General features: G+C 65.1%; 17 protein-coding genes. 5 read left to right on the top strand and 12 right to left on the bottom strand.

Features of this window, described 5'->3' with window-relative positions:
- Positions 1–658: 658 nt before the first annotated feature.
- The gene (locus PFZ56_RS17220; protein ID WP_170004215.1) at positions 659–2,209 is read right to left on the bottom strand and encodes an RNA-binding protein; all 1,551 of its coding nucleotides are present in this window, start codon (positions 2,207–2,209) and stop codon (positions 659–661) included.
- A gap of 204 nt (positions 2,210–2,413) precedes the next feature.
- On the opposite strand from PFZ56_RS17220, the gene rtcR reads away from it, so the two are divergent.
- Positions 2,414–4,006 (top strand): RNA repair transcriptional activator RtcR, encoded by a 1,593-nt coding sequence (rtcR, locus tag PFZ56_RS17215; protein WP_102879998.1) that lies wholly within the window; start codon positions 2,414–2,416, stop codon positions 4,004–4,006.
- 440 nt (positions 4,007–4,446) lie between these two features.
- On the opposite strand, the gene PFZ56_RS17210 is transcribed toward rtcR, so the two are convergent.
- Entirely contained in the window at positions 4,447–4,866 is a 420-nt protein-coding gene (locus tag PFZ56_RS17210) for a PaaI family thioesterase (RefSeq protein WP_170004213.1), read from the bottom strand.
- Positions 4,867–5,063: 197 nt separating this feature from the next.
- On the opposite strand from PFZ56_RS17210, the gene PFZ56_RS17205 reads away from it, so the two are divergent.
- Complete coding sequence (locus PFZ56_RS17205) at positions 5,064–5,861, top strand: DUF4349 domain-containing protein (protein ID WP_170004211.1); 798 nt, start codon at positions 5,064–5,066, stop codon at positions 5,859–5,861.
- A gap of 108 nt (positions 5,862–5,969) precedes the next feature.
- Here PFZ56_RS17205 and PFZ56_RS17200 read toward each other — a convergent pair whose 3' ends face one another.
- Positions 5,970–7,061, bottom strand: a complete 1,092-nt coding sequence (locus tag PFZ56_RS17200) for a DUF1615 domain-containing protein (RefSeq protein ID WP_170004209.1) — start codon at positions 7,059–7,061, stop codon at positions 5,970–5,972.
- Positions 7,062–7,363: 302 nt separating this feature from the next.
- Here PFZ56_RS17200 and PFZ56_RS17195 point away from each other — a divergent pair, with 302 nt between their 5' ends.
- Together PFZ56_RS17195 and PFZ56_RS17190 are read left to right on the top strand one after the other, a co-directional pair.
- On the top strand, positions 7,364–7,978 hold the full coding sequence (locus PFZ56_RS17195) for a LysE family translocator (RefSeq protein ID WP_123725004.1): 615 nt from the start codon (positions 7,364–7,366) through the stop codon (positions 7,976–7,978).
- A gap of 63 nt (positions 7,979–8,041) precedes the next feature.
- A complete protein-coding gene (locus PFZ56_RS17190) occupies positions 8,042–9,592 on the top strand; it encodes an FAD-dependent oxidoreductase (protein WP_170004207.1) in 1,551 nt (516 codons plus the stop codon).
- A 35-nt stretch (positions 9,593–9,627) separates the two neighbouring features.
- On the opposite strand, the gene PFZ56_RS17185 is transcribed toward PFZ56_RS17190, so the two are convergent.
- The 6 genes from PFZ56_RS17185 to PFZ56_RS17160 form a co-directional block, all read right to left on the bottom strand.
- Complete coding sequence (locus tag PFZ56_RS17185; protein WP_394304399.1) at positions 9,628–12,102, bottom strand: TonB-dependent siderophore receptor; 2,475 nt, start codon at positions 12,100–12,102, stop codon at positions 9,628–9,630.
- A 103-nt stretch (positions 12,103–12,205) separates the two neighbouring features.
- Positions 12,206–13,177 carry a FecR domain-containing protein gene (locus PFZ56_RS17180; protein ID WP_394304398.1) on the bottom strand — a complete coding sequence of 324 codons (972 nt, stop codon included), beginning with the start codon at positions 13,175–13,177 and terminating at the stop codon, positions 12,206–12,208.
- The gene (locus PFZ56_RS17175) at positions 13,174–13,695 is read right to left on the bottom strand and encodes a sigma-70 family RNA polymerase sigma factor (RefSeq protein WP_102864158.1); all 522 of its coding nucleotides are present in this window, start codon (positions 13,693–13,695) and stop codon (positions 13,174–13,176) included. Before PFZ56_RS17175 ends, PFZ56_RS17180 begins: the two co-directional genes overlap by 4 nt.
- A 111-nt stretch (positions 13,696–13,806) precedes the next feature.
- The gene (gene hemB, locus PFZ56_RS17170; protein WP_016962997.1) at positions 13,807–14,781 is read right to left on the bottom strand and encodes a porphobilinogen synthase; all 975 of its coding nucleotides are present in this window, start codon (positions 14,779–14,781) and stop codon (positions 13,807–13,809) included.
- A gap of 277 nt (positions 14,782–15,058) precedes the next feature.
- Positions 15,059–15,904 carry a PhzF family phenazine biosynthesis protein gene (locus PFZ56_RS17165; protein ID WP_170004201.1) on the bottom strand — a complete coding sequence of 282 codons (846 nt, stop codon included), beginning with the start codon at positions 15,902–15,904 and terminating at the stop codon, positions 15,059–15,061.
- A gap of 1,098 nt (positions 15,905–17,002) precedes the next feature.
- Complete coding sequence (locus tag PFZ56_RS17160) at positions 17,003–17,707, bottom strand: glutathione binding-like protein (protein ID WP_102864156.1); 705 nt, start codon at positions 17,705–17,707, stop codon at positions 17,003–17,005.
- Positions 17,708–17,926: 219 nt separating this feature from the next.
- Between PFZ56_RS17160 and PFZ56_RS17155 the strand changes: the two genes are divergently transcribed.
- Positions 17,927–18,589: a histidine phosphatase family protein gene (locus PFZ56_RS17155; protein ID WP_110594931.1), complete on the top strand. Its 663-nt coding sequence runs from the start codon at positions 17,927–17,929 to the stop codon at positions 18,587–18,589.
- Here the strand turns inward: PFZ56_RS17155 and PFZ56_RS17150 are convergent, their stop codons facing one another.
- Genes PFZ56_RS17150 through PFZ56_RS17140 form a run of 3 tightly spaced genes read right to left on the bottom strand, consistent with a single transcriptional unit; the run spans position 18,590 to position 21,275 of the window.
- Positions 18,590–19,879, bottom strand: coding sequence for an FAD-binding oxidoreductase (locus tag PFZ56_RS17150; protein WP_170004199.1), 1,290 nt, complete (start codon positions 19,877–19,879; stop codon positions 18,590–18,592). It abuts the gene before it with no gap.
- The gene (locus PFZ56_RS17145; protein ID WP_159897767.1) at positions 19,876–20,622 is read right to left on the bottom strand and encodes an amino acid ABC transporter ATP-binding protein; all 747 of its coding nucleotides are present in this window, start codon (positions 20,620–20,622) and stop codon (positions 19,876–19,878) included. Before PFZ56_RS17145 ends, PFZ56_RS17150 begins: the two co-directional genes overlap by 4 nt.
- On the bottom strand, positions 20,619–21,275 hold the full coding sequence (locus PFZ56_RS17140) for an amino acid ABC transporter permease (RefSeq protein ID WP_011060581.1): 657 nt from the start codon (positions 21,273–21,275) through the stop codon (positions 20,619–20,621). The genes PFZ56_RS17145 and PFZ56_RS17140 overlap by 4 nt, the downstream gene beginning before the upstream one ends.
- Positions 21,276–21,286 lie beyond the last annotated feature (11 nt).

Genomic DNA, 21,286 nt, shown 5'->3' with positions numbered 1-21,286 from the left:
TGGCAAGCCAGCTCCTGCGGAGTTGCGGTGTTCGGTACAGACGGCGACCAGTGAAGGTGGAACATGCAGCGCGCTCTGCCTCTGAGCTAGTGAGCGGGACTCGAACCCGCGACCACGCTGTCCTGTAGTTCCACCGGCATTCGCCGGGTCAATCGGTGCAGGCCGGACCTGCGGGCAGCGACAAGGGAACAGGCACATTTGCTCTACCGACTGAGCTACAGCCTTGCGGCTGGCGGGGCTCGAACCCGCGACACCATGTAGTACCTGTGGCATTCGCTGCCATCCCGCCGAGGCGGGGGAAAAGATGCGACGACAAGAGTCGATGGAACAATGCGTTCGTGTTCTGACCATTGAACCACGGCGCCGTTTTCCAGCACCGGCGGGAATCGAACCCGCATCCCGAACCTGGGATGTAGTTCCATCCGCATTCGTCGCAAAAACTGCAAAAAAGGTGGCACGACAAAAGTAGTGACTGATGGCCGGATTCGAACCGGCTTAACCAGGATGTACAGCCACTGGCATTCGTGCCCTCACCGGCCCTGACAAAATTTGCTGAGACGCCTTTGGATGTAGTCACAGCGGCATTCAGGGCCAATGATCAAAAAATCTGTGGTGTGCGCCGGCTGGCCGGCGCACGGTTTATCTCATGTTCCAGCGATCAGAGCGCCATCGCCTCGATTGCCTTGACCCAGTGCTGCGCACCGTAGTTGCCTGCGGTGAACTGCTCGATCACATCGAACACCGCGTCACTGAAGCCGCCGACGTTGAGGATGTCCTCGCGGTCTGGCGCCTGGGTCGTGGCGCCGGGTTGCATATCAATGCACACCAGCTTCGCCTGCGGGTTGATGGCCCGGATCCGCTCCCACTGGCGCATGGTTTCCGTGGCGCCGTGGCGCCGCGCATCGATCCACGACTCGTTGTCCGAGACCAGGATCAGCGTGTCCACCCGGCACTTAGCGTTGGCCAGTTGGGCCAGAGGCGCCGAGCAGTTGGTCCCGCCTCCGCCGATGTTCGCCAGCTTCTGCGCATTGCTCATCACGCTGTCCCGCGGGTTGAGGTGGATGTTCACCACACCCCGCTCGAACGGCATGACCCGCGCCGCCGGCTGCTTGCGCAACACCGCTGCCGCCACCAGGGCCGCCACATCGATGCAGCGCACCGCCGTGGTGGCGCCCTGGCGATAGCCGGTAACCGGGCTGTGCATCGAGCCCGAGACATCCGGGCAGACCACCACGTTGCCCGCCAGCGCCGGCACGTTGGCCAGGGACAGCTCCAGGGCATCCTGCAGCGCCTCGCGGACCGCTTGCGGTACGTCCTCGCCAGCCATGCGGTAGGCCGCCAGCAACTGGTACGGATAGACCCGGGCCTTGGCCACCTCCCCCGCATCCGCCAACCGCGCCGCCACGTACTCGCTGCAACCCGGCACCTGGAACGCGCCGTGGCGGGCCAGGGTGTTGAGGTTCATGCGCAGCCCCTGCCAGCCCATGTTGCGGGCCTGTGCCGCCCATTGTTCGGCGCTCAGTGTCTCGTTGCCGAGCAACTGGAACGGCACCTGCGGCACCTGGGTTGTCGCCCCGCTGCGAAACGCCAGCAGGTCCCGGGTCAGCTCAGGCAGCGCTTGCACATCCACCGGCTTGCCGATCACCCAGGCGAAGAAGGCTTCGCGCCAGGCTTCGCTTGGCTTGGGATGAACCATCTTCAGCACGTCCGCCAGGGACGGCTTGGTGCCGATCGAGGCCTGCAACAGCTGACGCTCGCTGGCGCTGTTCAACCAGTTCTGCACCAGACGCTTGGGCTGCGACCCCAGGGATTTGCGCCCGGTCACGCCGCTGCGCAGGATCTGCACGAAGTTGCGCAGCATCTTGCCGTTGTCCACCACCTGGGCGAACAGCTCCGGTACCAGGACCGAGCGTTGTGCGGTCAGCGCCGCCAGCAGCAGCGCCGGCATGTCCTTCATATGGCCTTGCTGCCGAGCGTAACGGGCGGCCTGGGCGACGAAGCGGCTGTCCAGCTCGCTCACCAGTTGCAGTACCGCTTCCAGTTGACCTTCAGGCGAGGTGTAGAAGGTCGAGTTCAGGCAACCGGTGACCGCCAGCTGGGCCAGGCGATGCTTGGCGTTGTAGGCATAAGCCCCGGCCTTGGAAGCGTTCAGGGTGGTGCTCGCTGGCGCTTTTGCCTGTTGGGTGTTGAACAGCTGGAAGTTGGCCATCTTGGCGTCTCGCTCTGTTGTCTCGTTCGTTGCCAGATACACTGCAGCCGCTGTGCCAGGTTTTGTTTTTCCGGCAAATTATTTTTTAACTTATTGATTTATAAAGTTTTTATTTTTAATCGCTTTTTCGCTGGCCATTCGACAAGACAATCGCCTCGATAATTCTATATCTTTGCTTATCGTTTTTTATCATCAGGTATAAACATGTCGAGCAAGCCCACGGTCGCCATCGGTTTTGTCGGTTCCACCCTCGATCGCGTCGGCAAGGGCGCCAATCGCTGGAGCCATTGGCGCCCCACGGTCGGCCTGTGCCAGCAGCAGGACGTGCTGATCCAGCGCCTGGAGCTGATCCACGGCCTGGACGCCCGGGATATCAGCCTGGCCGAACGGGTGGCCAACGATGTGCGCCAGGTGTCGCCGGAAACCGAAGTGCGCCTGCACCCCATGGGCCTGAAGAATCCCTGGGATTTTGAAGAGGTGTACGGCGCCCTCCATGACTTCACCAGCGCCTACCCGTTCGATACCGAGCGCGAGGACTACCTGGTGCACATCACCACCGGCACCCACGTGGCGCAGATCTGCTGGTTCCTGCTGACCGAGGCGCGCTACCTCCCGGCCCGGTTGATCCAGACCTCGCCGGCCCGGCGCCGCGACCCCAGCGAACACGCCACCGGCACCCATGCCCTGATCGACCTCGACCTGTCGCGCTACGACCGCATCGCCTCGCGCTTTGCCCACAAGCGCCTGGAAGGCCTGGCCTTCCTCAAGTCCGGGATCGCCACCCGCAACCCGGCGTTCAACCGCTCCATCGAGCAGATCGAGCGAGTGGCGGTGCGCTCCAAGGCGCCGATGCTGCTGATCGGCCCCACCGGTGCCGGCAAGTCGTTCCTGGCCCGGCGCATCTATGAACTCAAGCGCGGCCGGCATCAGGTGCAGGGGCGTTTTGTCGAGGTCAACTGCGCCACCCTGCGCGGTGACGGTGCCATGTCGGCGCTGTTCGGCCATATCAAGGGCGCCTTCACCGGTGCCCAGAACGCCCGGGAGGGGCTGCTGCGGGCGGCCCACGGCGGCATGCTGTTTCTTGACGAGATCGGCGAACTGGGACTGGACGAACAGGCCATGCTGCTCAAGGCCATCGAGGAAAAACGCTTCTTCCCCATGGGCGCGGACCAGGAAGTGGAGAGTGACTTCCTGATCATCGCCGGCACCCACCGCGACCTGCGCGGCCGGGTGGCCCAGGGCCTGTTCCGCGAAGACCTGTATGCGCGGATCAACCTCTGGACCTTCAACCTGCCGGGACTGGCGGGACGCCGCGAGGACATCGAGCCGAACATCGATTTCGAGCTGGAACGCCACGCCCGGGAGCAAGGGCAACTGGTGCGTTTCAACCTGGAAGCACGGCGCCGCTACCTGGCCTTTGCCAGCTCCAGCGAAGCGGCGTGGCTGGGCAACTTCCGCGAGCTGTCGGCGTCCATCACCCGCATGGCCACCCTGGCCGACAGCGGACGCATCGACCAGGCCCAGGTCGAAGAGGAAATCCAGCGCCTGCGCCACGCCTGGGGCCTGGAAAATGCCGAGGATGAACTGCAGCAACTGTTGGGCGACGAGGTAGAGCTGGACCTGTTCGACCGCCTGCAACTCAAGGCGGTGATTGCCGAATGCCGTCGCGCCGACAGCCTGTCGGACGCCGGGCGCCGGCTGTTCGGCGTGTCACGCCTGGGCAAGGCCAACCCCAACGACGCCGACCGCCTGCGCAAATACCTGGCGCGCTTCGGCCTGGACTGGAAGCAACTGTAGCCGCTGCCGCAGGCTGCGCACGGCCCGTAGGGACGCAGGGTTCTCAGGATAGATAGAGGTTTGGCTGGCGATCGCCAAGCAAGGTCCTGCGGACCTTCGCGCAGCTTCGCAGGCTCAGCAGCGGCTACAGGGCCAATGCCGATCCGGGATTTGTGTAGCCGCTGCCGCAGGCTGCGCACGGCCCGTAGGGACGCAGGGTTCTCAAGATCGATAGAGGTTTGGCTGGCAATCGCCAAGCAAGGTCCTGCGGACCTTCGCGCAGCTTCGCAGGCTCAGCAGCGGCTACAGGGCCAATGCCGATCCGGGATTTGTGTAGCCGCTGCCGCAGGCTGCGCACGGCCCGTAGGGACGCAGGATTCTCAAGATCGATAGAGGTTTGGCTGGCGATCGCCAGGCAAGGTCCTGCGGACCTTTACGCAGCTTCGCAGGCTCAGCAGCGGCTACAGGGCTGCAGTTGGGACGGCGAAGACGCCACTGGCCCGCGCCACTTCACGCTCGCCGACCCGCAGCAGCACCGTGGCAAAGGCCATCTGCCGACCGCGCTTGGCATGCTCCAGGCGCACCTCGATCCAATCCCCTACCTGCACCGCCCCCAGGTAGTCGAGGGTCATGCTGGCGGTGATCAGCGGCAACGGCGGTTCGCTGGAAAACGCCATGGCGTACCCCATGCCGACGTCCGCCAGGGTGGCGATGATGCCGCCATGCACCGTGCCCCGGCCATTGGCGTGGCGGGCATCGGCACGCAGACCCAGGCACAGCTCGCGGCCACTGCCGCGACCATAGACCGGGCCGATCAACTCCAGCAGCGGGCTGCTGCGGGGCAAGGGACTGAAGCCCTGGGGGATGTCCGATTGGCTCATGAGGCTCTCCTTGAACCGCTGGGTGACAGAGGGTTGCACAGGGCGACAGGTGTAGCCCTGATTGACCACGATGCCTATGAGCATCAGCCAGGCAAATTGGCGAAAATAAGTTGCGCCGCGATCGTGGTGATCCTGGGAACAGCAGTAAGATGCGCACCTGCGCACTAGCCGCAATTTCAAGTACTCAAGGAGCCTCCATGCAGCATCAGGACGATCACCCTGCCATCCGCCGCCGACTGGCCTTTGTCTTCTTCGGTGCACTGGCCCTCAGCGCCTGCTCTCCCAGTGATCACAACAGCTCTGCGGTGGCCCTCGGTGGGGCCCAGGGCAAGGCCGGCGCCCTGCTGGCCTACGAGCACGAACTGACCCTGTCCCTGCCTGCCGAGCAAATCGGCCCGCACCTGACACAAACCCGTGAAGCCTGCGAAAAAGCCCAGTTCGGCCCCTGCAACATCTTGCTCCTGGAGCAAGGCCCGTACCGCGCCCGGGTGGTGCTGCGAATCGTTCCGGAGGGGGTCGAGCCCATCGTCCAGCAGGCGTCTCAAGGGGCCGAACTGGGTGAGCGCATCACCAGCGCCGAAGACCTGGCCGATGCCGTGGCCGATGTGCAACGCCAGCAACAGCGACTCAAGGCCCAGCAACAGCGCCTGGATGAACTGGCGGCGCGCAAGGACATCAGCGTCAGCGACCTGATCGCCCTGAGCAAGGAGCAGGCGGGCATCGAGAACGACCTGCAAGCGCTGGCCCAGACAGCTGCCGGACAACAGCGTCGCCTGGACACCAACCGCCTGACCCTGAACTTCCTGCCCAGCAACGGCGCCGAACGCGGTTCAAGTCTCAAGCGCGCCTTCAGCAACCTGCTGGACAACCTGTCCGACGGCACAGCCGAAGCCCTGGAGAAAGGCAGCTATGCCCTGCCTTTCGTGATCCTGGCCTTCCCTCTCGCGATGCTGTGGGTGTGGCTGTGGCGCAAGTTCGTCCGTCGTCGCCCCTGACCCCGCCGTAGGAGCCGGCTTGCCGGCGAACAGGACCGCAAGCCTTGCATCGTCCTGGCGGGCGTCTTCGCTGGCAAGCCAGCGCCTACAACGGGCAGGCCCTTGGGGTTACAGCGGCCTTTGCAGGCAGCGCTGGTAGCGTTCATCCACGCGTTTGGCGAACCAGGCGGTGGTCAGTTGGCGGGTGATCTTCGGGCTCTTGAGTTCGATGCCCGGCAGTTGCTGGCGCGGCACAGGTCGGCCCGCCGCGCGGTCGGCCAGGGCAAATACCTGGCGGTACAGCTCGGTCTGTGCAAAGGCCTGGCTGTCGCCCTTTTCCAACTGGGCGCGAATCTGCGGGTTGCGCAAGCCCAGCTGCTTGCCCAGGGTGCGCACCGCCAGTTCGGTGCTGCCGGGCAGGAGCGAGTCATAGCGGATCAGGTCGCCATCCAGGGCCAGCTTGATCCCGCTGAGGCGGCTCACCGCGGCCTGGAAAGCCGCATTGCGGCTGGCGTACCAGCCGGCGTTGAAGTCGGCGAAGCGATACAGCGGCTGCGGGTAGTCCACCGGATAACCCAAAAGGTGGGCGATGCCGAAGTACATGCCACCACGGCGACTGAAGACTTCATGGCGGATCGAGTCCTGCACCGGGTACGGATAACCCTGGGCCTGCTGCTGGGCGAATTCAATGCTGACCTGCATCGGCCCGCCGGTGTGCACTGGATTGAAGCCACCGAACAGGGTCTTGCCCAGGGGCACCATGCCGATGAAGTCATCGAAGATCGCACTCAGTTCCTTCTCGCTGCGAGCCTTGGCCAGACGCTGGCTGTAGGACTGGCCGTCCGCGCCGCGCACTTGCAGGGCGGCACTGACCAGCAGCGCCGGCACATGCACCTTGGCCGCGCGGCGGTCGATTTCCTCCCGGGCAATGCGCCCCAGGCCCGGCACTGTCGGATCGACCTTGAAGGTGGATTCCTGTTCGGTCACCGCCAGCACCGCGCACAGGTTGCTCTGGCTCGGCTCAAGGCCCTGGGCGCTGAAGGCCACCTGGATATCCCGGGCCCAGCCCGAGCGGTCGCTGACCTGGGCCGGCAGCAGGCGCAGGATGCGCGCCTGGGTCTGCTCCGGGGTCAGCGTCGGCGCCTGGGGACCGCGCGAGCTGGCACAACCGGCCAGCAGCGACAGGCCCAGGCAGCAACTGAGAAGACGGTGGGAAATCATGGGACTCCGCAAGATGGCTGGACGAGGGCCGTGCAAGTAAAGCAGCGGCATGGGGCGTTCGACCAAAGAATGCGAGCGCTGTTCCCGCCACGCCCCTGTAGCCGCTGCCGCAGGCTGCGAACGGCCCGTAGGGACGCAGGGTTCTCAAGATCGATGAGGTTTGGCTGGCGATCGCCAGGCAAGGTCCTGCGGACCTTCGCGCAGCTTCGCGGGCTCAGCAGCGGCTACAGGCTAAAATCCTTCTATTGGCGGTGTGGCTGGGTGTACTTTGATGACCCCGCCCTCAATGGAGTGACACCCGGATGTTGACCCTGGATTTTCTGCTTACCAGCCTGATTGTCGTGCTGATTCCCGGCAGCGGCGTGATCCTGACCATTTCCACCGCCCTGGTGGCCGGCAAGCGCGCCAGCCTGTTCACCGCCATCGGCTGCACCGCCGGGATCGTCCCCCACCTGCTGGCCTCGATCCTCGGTCTGTCGGCGATCCTGCACACCAGCGCCCTGGCCTTCCAGGGCCTGAAGTTCGCCGGGGTCGCCTACCTGTTGTACCTGGCCTATGCCACCTGGCGTGATCGCTCGGCCTTTGCCGTGGACAGCAACGCGGTGAGCCACGGCGCTGGCGCGCTGATGCTCAAGGCCTGCCTGCTGAACATCCTCAACCCCAAGCTGACCATTTTCTTTCTGGCCTTCCTGCCCCAGTTCATCGCCCATGACGGCAGCGACCCGATCCCGCAGATGCTGCTCCTGAGCGGCGTGTTCATGGCCATGACTTTCTTCGTGTTCGTGCTCTACGGGCTGCTGGCCAATCTGTTCCGTACCGCGGTGATCGAGTCGCCCAAGGTGCAGAGCTGGTTGCGCCGCAGCTTTGCCGCAAGCTTCGCGGGACTGGGCCTGAACCTGGCCTTCGCCCAGCGTTGACCCCGCGGCAGGCGCCGCCCGCAGTCAGATGCATAACGTTGATCTCTTAGCGAGGGCAAACACATGAACTGCAGCGACGTACTGATCATCGGCGCCGGCCCCACCGGCCTGGTGCTGGCGCTCTGGCTGCGCCAGCAGGGGGTCAAGGTACGGATCATCGACAAGACCCTGGGTCCGGGCACCACCTCCCGGGCCCTGGCGGTGCAGGCCCGGACCCTGGAGCTCTACCGCCAGCTGGACCTGACCCAGGCCATCGTCGAACGCGGCCACCACGTGCCGGCGGTCAACCTCTGGGTCCGCGGCGAGCGGGCCGCGCAACTGCCGTTCAACGCCATCGGCGAAGACCTGACGCCCTACCCCTTCCTGCAGATCTTTCCCCAGGACGAGCACGAGCAACTGCTGATCGAACGCCTGGAACGGCTGGGCGTGCGCGTCGAACGCGACACCGAGCTGCTGGCCTTCACCGATCACGGCCACCTGATCAACGCTCGCCTGCGTGGCCCCGACGGCCGCGAGGAACATTGCCAGGCCTTCTACCTGGCCGGCTGCGACGGCGCCCGCTCCACGGTGCGCAAGACCCTGGGCACTGGTTTTCCCGGCGGCACCTACCAGCAGGTGTTCTACGTCGCCGATGTCGAGGCCGACGGCCCAAGCATCGACGGCCAATTGCACGTGGACCTGGACGATGCCGACTTTCTCGCGGTGTTTCCCCTGGCCCAGAGCGGCCGCGCGCGGCTGATCGGCACCGTGCGCGACGAGCGCGCCGAGCACCCGGAAAACCTGCGTTTCGAAGACGTCAGCCAGCGCGCCATGCATCAGCTCAAGGTCAACGTCACCCAAGTCAACTGGTTCTCCACCTACAAGGTGCACCACCGGGTGGCCGAGCAGTTTCGCCAGGGACGGGTGTTTCTCCTGGGGGATGCCGCCCACGTCCATAGCCCCGCCGGTGGCCAGGGCATGAACACCGGGATCGGCGACGCCATCAATCTGGCCTGGAAACTGGCGGCGGTGCTCAGCGGCAAGAGCGCCGAAAGCCTGCTGGACAGCTATGAAATCGAACGCATGGAGTTTGCCCGGCGCCTGGTGGCCACAACCGACCGGGTGTTCAGCTTCGCCACCGCCGACGGCCCGGTCGCCTACCTGGTACGCACCCGTCTGGCGCCCCTGCTGCTGCCGAAGATCACCGCCTTCGACAGTGCCCGGGAGTTTCTCTTTCGCACCGTGTCGCAGATCACCCTCAACTACCGGGGCATGCCCCTGAGTGCCGGTGGCGTCGGCCCGGTGCACGGCGGCGACCGCCTGCCCTGGGTCAGGGACGGCGAGCACGACAACTTCGACAGCCTGGAGTACCTGGGCTGGCAGGTGCATGTCTACGGCGTCACCAGCAACGCGGTGCAGGACTGGTGCGCCGAACACCGGGTGCCGTTGCGGGTCTTCGACTGGTGCCCGGCCCACGCCCGCGCGGGGCTGGCGCGCAACGCCCTGTACCTGCTGCGCCCGGACACCTACGTGGCCCTGGCCGAACGTTCGGCCGATCCGCGGGTGCTGGAGCGTTATTTCCGCGAACGCGAGATCTCCCCGCAGAACAGCCCGGCCGCCCTCAAACCGCGCTGATCCGCGCTCGGCGCACTGCGCAGCCGGGGCCGGGCTTAGAAGTCAGCCTTGACCGACAGGGTGAAGTTGCGCGGATCGCCGTAGAAGTTGCCGAAGCCTTCGGTGCCGACGGTGGTGTAGTAGCGCTTGTCCAGCAGGTTGTTGCCGTTGAGCGCCAGGGACCAGGTGTCGTCGATGCGATAGCCGATCCGGCCGTTCCAGATCGCATAGCCGGCCTGGCTGATGTGATTGCCGCTGATGGGCGAGACCCGGTAGTTGTCGCTCTGGGCGTTGACCCCAGCCCCCACGGTGAAGCGTTCCAGGGCACCGCCCAGCTGGTAGTCGCCCCACACCCGTAGCAGGTGCCGCGGTACGTAGGAATTGAACGACTGGCCGTTCTTGCTGCTGTCGGCATCCTCCAGGGTCTTGGTCTGGGTGTAGGTGTAGCCGGCCAGCAGTTGCAGGCGTTCGATCACCTCACCGCTGACTTCGGCTTCAAAGCCCTGGGCGCGGACCTTGCCCGAGTTCAACGAGCAGGTGCTGTCCGGGCAGGCCGGGTCGTCCTGCTGCGCATCCTCCTGAATGGTGCGGAACAGGCTGAAGGCGCTGTTCAGGCGACCGTCGAACCACTCGCCCTTGATCCCCGCTTCATAGCTCTTGCCCACCAGCGGCTTGAGGGAGGCGCCGTCCAGGGTCCGATAGCTGCCCTGGGGGGTGAAGATGCTGGAGTAGCTGGCATAGGCCGTGAGGTTGTCGTTGAGGTCGTACAGCACCCCGGCGAACGGCGTGACCTCGCCGGTTTCCTTGGAACGGGCGCTGCTGGGGGTGCGGGTGTCGCGCCAGTAGGCCACGGCATCGTTCTGCGACTTGTACCAACTGACCCGACTGCCCATGACCAGGGTCAGCGGGTCGGCGAGTTTCAGGCGCAGGGTGGAATACAGCCCTTGCTGCTGGATGCGCAGATCACTGGGGCCGCCCCGGGTGGAATTGCTTTCGTAGTAGCTGTCATCGGGCTTGGGCAGGTGGTGATCGGGGTCCAGCACGTTCTGCCGCTGCGGCAAGCCGGCCACGGCGTAGAAGTCGTCCTTGATCGAACGGCTGGCGTTGGCGCCGAAAGTCAGTTCGTGCTCCTGGCCAAAGGCCTGGAAGTGGCCGTCGACATAGGCATCGAAGCCGTAGTCCACCTGGTCGTAGTCATAGGTGCTGCCCAGCATCAGGGTGCTGGAGCGGCTGGCACCCACCGGCACCGAACCGCTGGGGAAGGCGTACTCGATGTCCTGGGTGTTGCGGCTGTAGACCCCGGCCACCTTCAGCGCCCAGTCATCGTTGAGCTGTTGCTTGAGGTCGGCGAAATAGGTCGCGCGCTTGCTGCGCGAGTTGTTCCAGGCGGTGTTCAGGCAGGTGGAACGGCCGAGCTTGAGGTCGCTGCCGTCGCTGTAGCGCGGCAGGCCGCCCCAGCACGGGCGCGAGTCAACGTCTTCATAGGCCATGCCCAGGCCCAGGGTGGTGTCGTCACTGAGGTCGAAATCCAGGGCGCCGTAGTAGACCTGATCCTTGCGCTCCCCCAGGTCGTAGAAATACTGCCGGGTCTGCTGGGTCACCACCGCCCGGCCACGAACGGTACCGGCGTCGTTCAACGGCCCGCCGGTGTCCACCTGGGCCCGGTAGTTGTCCCAGCTGCCGGCGGACATCATCAGCTGGGTGTGGGGCGTGGCCTGGCCACGCTTGCGCACGAAGTTCACCGAACCGGCGGTGCCGCCCGCGCCCTTGAGCATGCCGGCGGCGCCGCGCAGGATCTCCACCCGATCATAGAAGGCCATGTCGCTGCTGAAGCTGTCGGCCTGCACGTAGCTGTTGCCCATGTCCAGGGGCACGCCGTCGTACTGGTACTGGCCGGTCATGCGAAAGCCCCGGGAGTAGAAATACTTGCCGCCCATGGGCGAGTCGTAGAGGGTGATGCCCGGGGTCTTTTCCATCACTTGGTCGATGGTGTTGAGGTTCTGGTCATCGAGCATCTTGCGGGTGATCACGGTCACTGACTGCGGGGTTTCCTTCAGCGAGTGCTGGCCCTTGCCGATGGTCACCGCGCCGGTGGTGTAGGAACCGGAGTACTCGGTGGTGGCCCCCAGCTCCTGGCCCTGCACCTGGGTGGTGCCCAGCTCCAGAGTGCCGCTGCCCTGGGGCACGGGGCGCAGCACATAGCTGCCGTTGCTCTGCGGCTCGGCCTGCCAGCCGCTGCCGGCGAGAATCCGCGCAAAGCCTTCCTGTACCCCGTATTCACCCTTGAGCCCCGCCGAACGCAAGCCGGCGGTCTGCCGAGCATCGAAGGAAATGGCCGCGCCAGCAGCACTGGCGTAGCGGCTCAACACCTCGGTCAGATCACCGGCGGCAATATCGAAGCGGCGCACCGCCGTCTGTTCGCTGGCCGCCACCGCGGTCAACGGCAGCAGCGCCGCGCCATACACCGCCAGCGCGCCCCAGAGCCCGACCTTGATGGCCTGGGCCAACTTCGACTTGTGAACTTCAGACATGCTTTGCCTTCCCCCGCTCTTGAAAATGAATCCACTGGGGGATGAGCCGGATCAGAGTGGGCAAAAGTGCAAAGACCGGAATAATTATTTTTACCGTTTGGTTTCAGCCGAGGCGGCGGTGGGACACCCGCACCCAATAGCGGGTGTAGCGCTCGATGCGCAGCGAGAAACCGCTCTCAAGCGCCGCCAGGGCGCGATCGGTGTCATCGATGGGAAAGGCCCCGGAGACTTTCAGTCCGGCAATCTGCGGATCGCACTGCACCACTCCGCGGCGGTAGCGCGAAAGGTCCGCCAGCAAGTCCCCCAAGGGTCGGTCGAGGGCGATGATGCTGCCCTGGCGCCAGGCGCCTACTGAAGCGTCGTTGGGTTGCAACGCGGCGAAACTCCGGGTGTTGAAGGCCAGTTGCTGCCCGGCTTCGACCCGACGCACCAGCGCCCCGTTACCCAGGCTGACCTGCACGCCCTGCTCCAGCACCGCCACCTGATCCTCGCGCTCTTCGCTGCGCAACACGAAACGCGCGCCCTGGGCCTGGACCTCGCCGTGGCGGGTGATGACCCGCAATGGCCTGTGCAGAGCATCAATGCCAGCGCTCACCAGCATCTCGCCCCAGAGCAACTGCAACCGGCGCTGCTGACCGTCGAAAGCCACATTCACCGAGGTGTCGGTGTTGAGCAGCAATGCACTGCCGTCCGCCAGGCGCACTTCGCGGCGCTCGCCGACCTGGGTTCGATAGTCCGCCAGCAATTGCTGAGCGCTGTCGCTGCGCCAACCCAGCCAGCCCAGGGAGCCCGCCGAAGCCAGCACCACCAGATTGCGCATCAGCTCGCGGCGCGAGCGCCCGGCCCCGCGCAAGGTGGAACCGGCCAGGCCACCAGGCAAGGCCGACATCTGCTCGCCCAGTTGCTGCATGCGTTCCCAGGCCTGGCGATGCAAGGGGTCGGCGGCCAGCCATTCGCGCCAGGCTGCCTGTTCCTGTTCGCTGGCGGTGCCGGAGCGCAACTGCGCATACCAGCGCGCCGCGCCGCTGATGGCCTGGCGCTCACTCACGCTCAGTTGCAGGTTGGCAAAACTCATGACAGCTGCATCCGCATCTGCATCAGGCAGCAATGCTCCATGGCCTTGGCCATGTAGTTGTTGACGCTGCGCACCGAGATCTGCAGGCGTTCGGCGATCTGCTCGTAGGTCAGGCCATCGCACTGGGACAGCAGGAAAGCTTGCTTGACCCTGGCCCCCAGGCCGTCCAGCAGCCGGTCGACTTCCAACAGTGCCTGGAGCATCAGGTTCTGCTCCTCCGGCGACGGCTGCTCGCCCTCGGGCACCAGCGCCAGGGCCTCCAGGTACGCCTGCTCCAGGGAGCGGCGGCGAAACAGATCGATCAGCAAGCCATTGGCGATGCGCGACAGGTAGGGCCGCGGCTCGCGGATCTCCAGGGCATTGCGCGCCTTGAGCACCCGTACGAAGGTGTCCTGGGCCAGATCGGCGGCATCGAAGGTGTTGCCCAGGCGCTGGCGCAACCAGCCCTGCAGCCAGCCGTGGTGATGGGTGTACAGATCGGTGACGGCACTGCGCAGGGATAAGTCGTCGGCGGGCATGACAATAAGGATTCATATTTGATAATGAATCGCATTGTCATGTAGGGGCGGAAGTCTTGGCAAGAGCCACGAACGCCGGACGACGTTCGTGGCGGTACGGCGGGGGCCTGGTCAGATCCCGGCCAGGGCCAGGTCCATGGCGAAGTAGGTGAAGATCAGGTCGGCACCGGCGCGCTTGATCGAACCCAGGCTCTCACGCACGACGCGCTGCTCGTCGATGGCCCCGGCCTGGGCGCCGAACTTGATCATCGCGTACTCGCCGCTGACCTGATACGCCGCCACCGGCAGGCGCGAGGCCTCGCGGATGTCGCGGATGATGTCCAGGTAGGCTCCAGCGGGCTTGACCATCAGCGAATCGGCGCCTTCCTGCTCGTCCAGCAGGGATTCGCGCACCGCTTCGCGACGGTTCATCGGGTTCATCTGGTAGCTCTTGCGGTCGCCCTTGAGCGCACTGCCGCCCGCTTCGCGGAACGGGCCGTAGAGCGCCGAAGCGAACTTGGTGGAATAGGCCATGATCGGCGTCTGGGTGAACCCGGCGGCGTCCAGGGCCCGGCGGATGGCCTGGACCTGCCCGTCCATGGCCGCCGACGGCGCGATCACGTCGGCGCCGGCACGGGCCGCAGCCACCGCCTGCTTGCCGAGGTTGATCAGGGTCTGGTCGTTGTCCACTTCATGGCCGTGCATCACGCCACAGTGGCCGTGCTCGGTGTATTCGCAGAAGCAGGTGTCGGACATCACGATCATTTCCGGCACCGCGTCCTTGGCGATGCGCGACATGCGCGACACCAGGCCGTTTTCCTTCCAGGTGTCGCTGCCGTCACAGTCCAGGTGGTGCGACACACCGAAGGTCATCACCGACTTGATCCCGGCGCGGGCGTAGCGCTCGATCTCCCCGGCCAGCTTGGATTCGGGAATGCGCATCACCCCGGGCATGCTCTTGATCGGCACGAAATCGTCGATTTCCTCCTCGACGAAAATCGGCAGCACCAGGTCGTTGAGGGTGAATTCGGTTTCCTGGAACAGACTGCGCAGTTGTTCGGAGCGACGCAGGCGACGGGGACGGGCTTCTGGGAACTGGCTGGACATGATTTTTCCTAAGGCTGAGCGCGAAACAACACGAGCGATGGCGAAAAAAGGCAGAAAGCTTATGCCCAGAGCCGCCAGGGTACAAACCCGCACGGCTCAAGAGAGTCTTGCGAATCTGCCAACAATCAGCGCCAGGCCCGCTATTCATGGGCTTGGCGAAGGCCCGCGCAGGCCGGCCTGCGACCATCTGACGCAAGGTCAAGGAGCAGCGACAAGCTTCGAGCAGCAAGTGATAAGAGCGCCACGCTTGGCTTGCACCTGGAAGCTTGCCGCTGCTTCACCCCGCGAGAAACTTGCCTTCGATACAGGTGACTGCGGCCCCACCGATCCACACCTCATCGCCCAACTGCTGCACCTCGATCCTGCCAGCGCGGCCCATGCTCAGGCCCTGGCTAACCCGATAGCGCGACGGCGCCAGCCTGGCGCCCAGCAACCACTGGGCGATACCGGCGTTGAGGCTGCCGGTGGCCGGGTCCTCGGGCATGCCGTCGCCGGCGATAAAGGCCCGCACTTCGAACTGTGCATCGGTGTCATCGCGCTCGGGGTCACAGGGCGCGATCACCCCCACGGCCAGGCCGATCAGTGCCGGGTAATCCGGTTGCAGATCCAGCACCTGCTGGCGCTCGCCGAGCATCACCGCCAGCCAGCCGGCGCCGTTGTCGACCCATTGCGCCTGCAGGATATCCCCGGGCGCCAGGTTCAGGCCGCGACGCACCTGCTCCAGCACCTCGGGCTCCACCGGGCCGGACTTGAGCAGCGGCGGCGCGAGAAAGGCCAGTTGATTGCCCTGACGACGAATGCGCACCAGGCCCACTTCGCACTCCTGAATGATTTCCTCGCCCTGGGGCACACCGCCGGCTTCGAGCCAGGCGTGGCAACTGCCCAGGGTCGGGTGACCGGCGAAGGGCAGCTCTTGGGTGGTGGTGAAGATCCGCAAGCGATAGTCGGCCCGGGGGTCGCGGGGTTTGAGCAGGAAGGTGGTTTCGCTGAGGTTGGTCCAGGTGGCGAAAGCGGCCATGCGTTCGTCGCTGAGCTCGTCGGCGTTGAACACCACGGCCAGGGGGTTGCCCTTGAGGGGGGTGGCGCTGAAGACGTCGATTTGCTTGAAGTTCAGGGCGGGCATTTAGAGGGGCCTGGGGTCGGTGGGGGGGCTGGGGGTGAAGTGTACATATTCGTTGCTGCGGGTGTGGCGGTTGGTGGTTTCGCTCTTACAGCGAGTGGGACGGGGTACATATCCGGTGCTGCGGTCAGGGCTACTTAGGGTTCCGCTCTTGCAGCGAGTGGGCTGTGTACATATCCGTTGCTGCGGTAACGGCCGCTTAGGGTTCCGCTCTTGCAGCGAGTGGGCTGTGTACATATCCGTTGCTGCGGGTGCGGCCGCTGGCGGTTTCGCTCTTACAGCGAGTCACTTTGAAAAGCCCAAAGTAACCAAAGGCTCCTGCCCCTCCACTCGGTGCCTCGCCTAGGCTCGGCATGCCCTCACTCCGGCATTGATCCGTGGGCCGCCGCAATGGGCCATCCATGGCCCAGTGCGGCTAACCCGGCATCCCTGCCGGGTTACCCACGGCTCAATGCCTGCGTTCGGCCATCGTGTCTAAGGAGGCAGGAAGATCAAAAACCAGATCAAAAACAAAAGCCAAATCTGACGGCGGCCTGCCGGCCGGCCTGTTTCATTGCCGTTCGCGTTACATGTAGCCGCTGCCGCAGGCTGCGAACGCTCTGGGCGGCACTCCGTCGCAGGAGACGCTAAACCTGCCTCCCCGATATTCCTGACATATCGCATCGTCTGGTTTCGCAGCCTGCGGCAGCGGCTACAAGGAGCCGGCCTGCGCACCTTGGCTTTTGCTCTTGCTTTTGCTCTTGCTCTTCCGGCCCCTTCCCAGCAGGCCGAGCGTAGGCATTGCGTAGGGGGCAGCTCGGCATGGATGCCGAGCTAGCCGCCACCCGGCCATGGATGGCCGGTTGGCGGCGGGCCCCCGGAGCAATGCCGAAGTGAGGGAACCCCGAGCCCTAGCGAGGGGCCCATGGAGGGGCAAGCGTTTTTGGTTCCTTTTTAGGCGTTTGTAAAAAGGGACTCGCCGTAAGGGCGAAACCATAAGCAGCCGCACCCGCAGGAACGGATATGTACCCCATCCCACTCGCGGCAAGAGCAAAACCCTAAGCGGCCGTTACCGCAGCACCGGATATGTACCCCCTTCGCGCCGCCCCCTAAAAAAACACCTCAAACCACCTTGGGAATCTCCAACCCACGGATCACCGCCGGCCGCGCCACAAACTTCGCCAGCACCCGCTGCACCTGCGGGAAGCTATCAATCCCCACCAACCCGCCCGCCTCATAAAACCCGACCAAATTCCGAATCCACGGAAAGGTCGCAATATCGGCAATGGTGTAACGCTCACCCATGATCCACTCGCGTCCTTCTAGATGCTTGTCCAACACCCCCAGCAAGCGCTTGGCCTCGTTCACATAACGCTCCAGCGGCCGCTTGTCCTCGTAGTCCTTGCCGGCGAATTTGTGGAAGAACCCCACCTGCCCGAACATCGGCCCGATGCCGCCCATCTGGAACATCAGCCACTGGATGGTTTCATAACGCGCCGCCGATTCCTGGGCCAGCAACTGCCCGCTCTTGTCCGCCAGGTAAATCAGGATCGCCCCCGATTCGAACAACGCCAGCGGCTGGTCGCCAGGACCATGGGGATCGAGAATCGCCGGGATCTTGTTGTTCGGGCTGACGCTGAGAAACTCCGGGGTCATCTGATCCTGAGTCTCGAAGCTGACCCGGTGCGCTTCATAAGGCAGGCCGATCTCTTCGAGCATGATCGAAACCTTGACCCCATTGGGGGTCGGCAGGGAATACAGTTGAATCCATTCGGGGAACTGCGCAGGCCATTTCTGGGTCACGGCAAAGGCGGAAAGATCGGTCATGACAGGCTTCCAATGACAGTCAAAAGGGGGGCGCCACACGAGGCAACGGTCGGCGATTATCCGCCGGGTTTTCTTAAATCGGCAACATACCGCGGTTAGTCTGGCGCCTCATCGAACCAAACGCCGTCCAGGGACTCAGAAGCACTGCCTTCACCGGCCGTGATGACAGGGAATACACAGGTTTGTCAGCCTCCACCCCTTGCGCTGAAGAATCCCGCCATGCCCCTGCTCCGCCGCTTCAAGAACCGCGCCTACCTGCTGCTACCGGCCTTGCTGCTGGGCAGCGCCCTGTGCCTGTCGCTTGAGTCCAGCGTCAGCCGCGCGCAACCGGTGGACGGCACTCAGACCCTGGTGTTCCTGCGCCATGCGGAAAAGCCCGCCGGCGGCCTCGGCCAGCTCAACTGCCAGGGCCTGAACCGAGCCATCGACCTGGCCTCGCTGCTGCCGGAAAAGTTCGGCAAGGCGCAGTACGTGTTCGCCGCCAACCCGACGCGCAATGTCGAGGAAGGCGAGCTGGACAATTCCTACAGCTACATCCGCCCCTTGATGACCATCAGCCCCAGCGCCATCAAGCTCGGCCTGCCGGTGAACATCGATTTTGCCGCCAATGACACCAGCGACCTGGCGGACGAGCTGCTGCACGATCGCTACCACAACTCGATCATCTACACCGCCTGGTCCCACGGCTACCTGCCGGAGCTGATCAACAAGGTCGCCGAAGAAGCCGTGGGCCAGCGGCGCCCGATCACCGAGGATTGGGCCTCCAGCGACTTCGACTCGCTGTACGTGCTGACCCTGACCTGGCGCAACGGCAAGGCCAGCCTGCACAGCCAGAGCTACAAGCAGGGCCTGGACGGCGGCGAGCAGGATTGCCCGAGCTGATCAGCCCAGGGCGTCGAGCAACCGGTACCAGGCGATCCCCGCGCCCAGGTAGAAGCGTTGCAGGCCGTGCAGCGGAATCGGCCGCAACGGCGTGACCGGGAACGGAAAGCCCTGCCCCGCCCCCGTCAGCCGCGCCGCCAGGTGCTTGCCCAGCAGGGTCGACAAGGCAATGCCGCGCCCGTTGTAGCCCAGCAGAATCGACAGCCCCGGCGCCGGCTCATGCAACTGCGGCAGAAAACTCGAGGTCAGGGCCACGCGCCCGCTCCAACGATACTCGATGGGGACGCCCGCCAATTGCGGAAACAGGTTCAGTAACGAACGCTCCAGGTGGTTCCAATCGGCATCCCGGCGCGGCTCGGAAAACGGTCCGCGCCCGCCCAGCAGCAGGCGCCCCTGGGCATCCTGCTTGAAATACAGCAGCAGGCGCCGGGCATCGGAACACACCTCGCCGCCCGGCAGGATGCTCTGGCGCAGCTCGGCCGGCAGTGGCCGGGTGGCGATGATGAAACTGTTGGCGGCGATCACCGTCTGGCGCAGCCCCGGCCACAGGTCGTCGGTGTAGCCATTGGTCGCCAGCAGCACCTTCGAGGCGCGCACCCGCGCGCCGCGGTCGGTCTCCAGGGTCCAGCGCCCGCCGTCGCGCCGCAGTTGCCGTACCCGGCTCTGGCCGTGAATGCTCACCCCCAGCCCCATCGCCACCCGGGCCAGGCCCCGGGCGTAGTTAAGCGGGTGCAGGCTACCGGCCCGCGGGTCGACCCAGCCGCCCAGGTATTGCGAGCTGCCGATGCGCTGGCTCACCGCCGCCTTGTCCAGCAACTCCACGGCCACGCCGCGCTGGCGCCACTGCTCGGCGCGCTGCTCCAGGGTGTGCATCGCGGCGCCGGAAAACGCCGGCTGGATCCAGCCCTTGCGCGTGGCGTCGCAGCGAATGCCGTGTTCCTTGATCAGCTCGAAGACTTCATCGGCCGCCGAGCCCACGGCTTCGATCAGCGCCTGGCCCTGTACCGGGCCGAACTTGGCCAGCAGTTGCTCGGGGTCGAACTTGAGCCCGGGGATCACCTGCCCGCCGTTGCGCCCGGAGGCGCCCCATCCGGGCTCGCCGGCATCCAGCACGCAGACGCTGGCGCCGCTCTGGGCCAGGCGCAGGGCGCTCACCAGCCCGGTGTAGCCGGCGCCGACAATCGCCACATCGACCTCCCGGTCCTCGGCCAGTGCCGGGGTGTGCTCGGCCGGCCTGGCCGTGGCCGCCCACAGCGAGGGCGGCATGCACAGGGTCTGGGACGCACTCATGCCTGCACCTCCGCGCCCTGGTTGAGCAGGCGCCGCAGGAAGTCCTGGGTGCGCGGGTGGCTCGGGGTGCTGAGCACGGTTCGGGCCGGGCCGGCCTCGACGATGCGCCCGCTGTGGAGGAAGCACACCTGATCTGCCACGTCCTGGGCAAAGCCCATTTCATGGGTGACCACGATCATGGTCATGCCCTCATCGGCCAGCTTGCGCATCACCGCCAGCACCTCGCCCACCAGTTCCGGGTCCAGGGCCGAGGTGGGCTCGTCGAAGAGGATCGCCTCCGGGTCCATGGCCAGCGCCCGGGCGATCGCCACTCGTTGCTGCTGGCCGCCGGAGAGCTCATCCGGGTAGGCGTGCATGCGATGGGCCAGGCCGACCTTTTCCAGCAGGGCCTCGGCCCGCAAGCGTGCCTGCCGGGGGTCCTGCTTCTTGACGTAGATCGGCCCCTCGGTGACGTTCTGCAACGCCGTGCGATGGGGGAACAGGTTGAAGCGCTGGAACACCATGGCCACTCGGGTGCGCAGTTCATGGATGCTCTTGGCCTGCCTGTCGACCCGCGCCCCGCTCACCAGAATCTCGCCCTGCTCGTAGCTTTCCAGGCCGTTGATGCAGCGCAGCAGGGTCGACTTGCCGGACCCGGAGGGCCCGATCAGGCACACCACTTCACCGCTGCGCACCTGTAGGTCGATGCCTTCGAGCACCGCCACGTTGCCAAAGCTCTTGTGTACGCCCTTGATCTGAATCATGGCTTTCTCCGGGTGCTGATGCGCGCCTCCAGGCGACGCAGGGCAAAGGACAGCGGCAGGCTCAGGGCCAGGTAGAGCAAGGCCACCAGGGTGTAGACGGTCATGTTCTCGAAGGTCGAGGAGGCGATCAGCTGCCCGGCCCGGGTCATCTCGGCCACGGTGATGGTGGACACCAGGGACGAGTCCTTGAGCATCATCACCAGGGTGTTGCCATAGGGCGGCAAGGCGATGCGCAGGGCCTGGGGCAGCACAACCCGGCGCATGATCATCGGCCCGCGCATGCCGATGGATTCGGCGGCCTCGATCTGCCCCTGGTGGATGGCCTGGATACCGGCGCGGAAGTTTTCCGCCTGGTACGCCGAGTAGGCGATGCCCAGGCCGATCACCCCGGCCTGCATGGCGGTGAGCTGGATGCCGAAATCCGGCAGCACGAAGTAGATGTAAAACAGCTGGACGATGATCGGCAGCCCGCGAATGACGTTGACCACGCCGATGGCGAACAACGCCACCGAGCGCACCTTGGACACCATCATCAAGGCGAAGACCAGGCCGATCAGCGAGCTGAGCACGAATGAGCCAACGGTGACCTGCAGGGTGACCACTGCGCCTTTCAACAGAATGGGCAGGAAGTCCAGAGCGTTCTGGAGAAACATGGAGAGACCCG

The sequence above is a fragment of the Pseudomonas danubii genome, assembly GCF_042980055.1.
GTDB lineage: Bacteria > Pseudomonadota > Gammaproteobacteria > Pseudomonadales > Pseudomonadaceae > Aquipseudomonas > Aquipseudomonas danubii.
Note: the sequence above shows the minus strand (reverse complement) of the source record. Positions and strands in the feature narration are given on the sequence as shown.

Excerpts from the sequence above, each read along its gene's own strand:
- PFZ56_RS17220 (WP_170004215.1), bottom strand. The coding sequence starts at position 2,209 with ATGGCCAACTTCCAGCTGTTCAACACCCAACAGGCAAAAGCGCCAGCG.
- rtcR (WP_102879998.1), top strand. The coding sequence starts at position 2,414 with ATGTCGAGCAAGCCCACGGTCGCCATCGGTTTTGTCGGTTCCACCCTC.
- PFZ56_RS17210 (WP_170004213.1), bottom strand. The coding sequence starts at position 4,866 with ATGAGCCAATCGGACATCCCCCAGGGCTTCAGTCCCTTGCCCCGCAGC.
- PFZ56_RS17205 (WP_170004211.1), top strand. The coding sequence starts at position 5,064 with ATGCAGCATCAGGACGATCACCCTGCCATCCGCCGCCGACTGGCCTTT.
- PFZ56_RS17200 (WP_170004209.1), bottom strand. The coding sequence starts at position 7,061 with ATGATTTCCCACCGTCTTCTCAGTTGCTGCCTGGGCCTGTCGCTGCTG.
- PFZ56_RS17195 (WP_123725004.1), top strand. The coding sequence starts at position 7,364 with ATGTTGACCCTGGATTTTCTGCTTACCAGCCTGATTGTCGTGCTGATT.
- PFZ56_RS17190 (WP_170004207.1), top strand. The coding sequence starts at position 8,042 with ATGAACTGCAGCGACGTACTGATCATCGGCGCCGGCCCCACCGGCCTG.
- PFZ56_RS17185 (WP_394304399.1), bottom strand. The coding sequence starts at position 12,102 with ATGTCTGAAGTTCACAAGTCGAAGTTGGCCCAGGCCATCAAGGTCGGG.
- PFZ56_RS17180 (WP_394304398.1), bottom strand. The coding sequence starts at position 13,177 with ATGAGTTTTGCCAACCTGCAACTGAGCGTGAGTGAGCGCCAGGCCATC.
- PFZ56_RS17175 (WP_102864158.1), bottom strand. The coding sequence starts at position 13,695 with ATGCCCGCCGACGACTTATCCCTGCGCAGTGCCGTCACCGATCTGTAC.
- hemB (WP_016962997.1), bottom strand. The coding sequence starts at position 14,781 with ATGTCCAGCCAGTTCCCAGAAGCCCGTCCCCGTCGCCTGCGTCGCTCC.
- PFZ56_RS17165 (WP_170004201.1), bottom strand. The coding sequence starts at position 15,904 with ATGCCCGCCCTGAACTTCAAGCAAATCGACGTCTTCAGCGCCACCCCC.
- PFZ56_RS17160 (WP_102864156.1), bottom strand. The coding sequence starts at position 17,707 with ATGACCGATCTTTCCGCCTTTGCCGTGACCCAGAAATGGCCTGCGCAG.
- PFZ56_RS17155 (WP_110594931.1), top strand. The coding sequence starts at position 17,927 with ATGCCCCTGCTCCGCCGCTTCAAGAACCGCGCCTACCTGCTGCTACCG.
- PFZ56_RS17150 (WP_170004199.1), bottom strand. The coding sequence starts at position 19,879 with ATGAGTGCGTCCCAGACCCTGTGCATGCCGCCCTCGCTGTGGGCGGCC.
- PFZ56_RS17145 (WP_159897767.1), bottom strand. The coding sequence starts at position 20,622 with ATGATTCAGATCAAGGGCGTACACAAGAGCTTTGGCAACGTGGCGGTG.
- PFZ56_RS17140 (WP_011060581.1), bottom strand. The coding sequence starts at position 21,275 with ATGTTTCTCCAGAACGCTCTGGACTTCCTGCCCATTCTGTTGAAAGGC.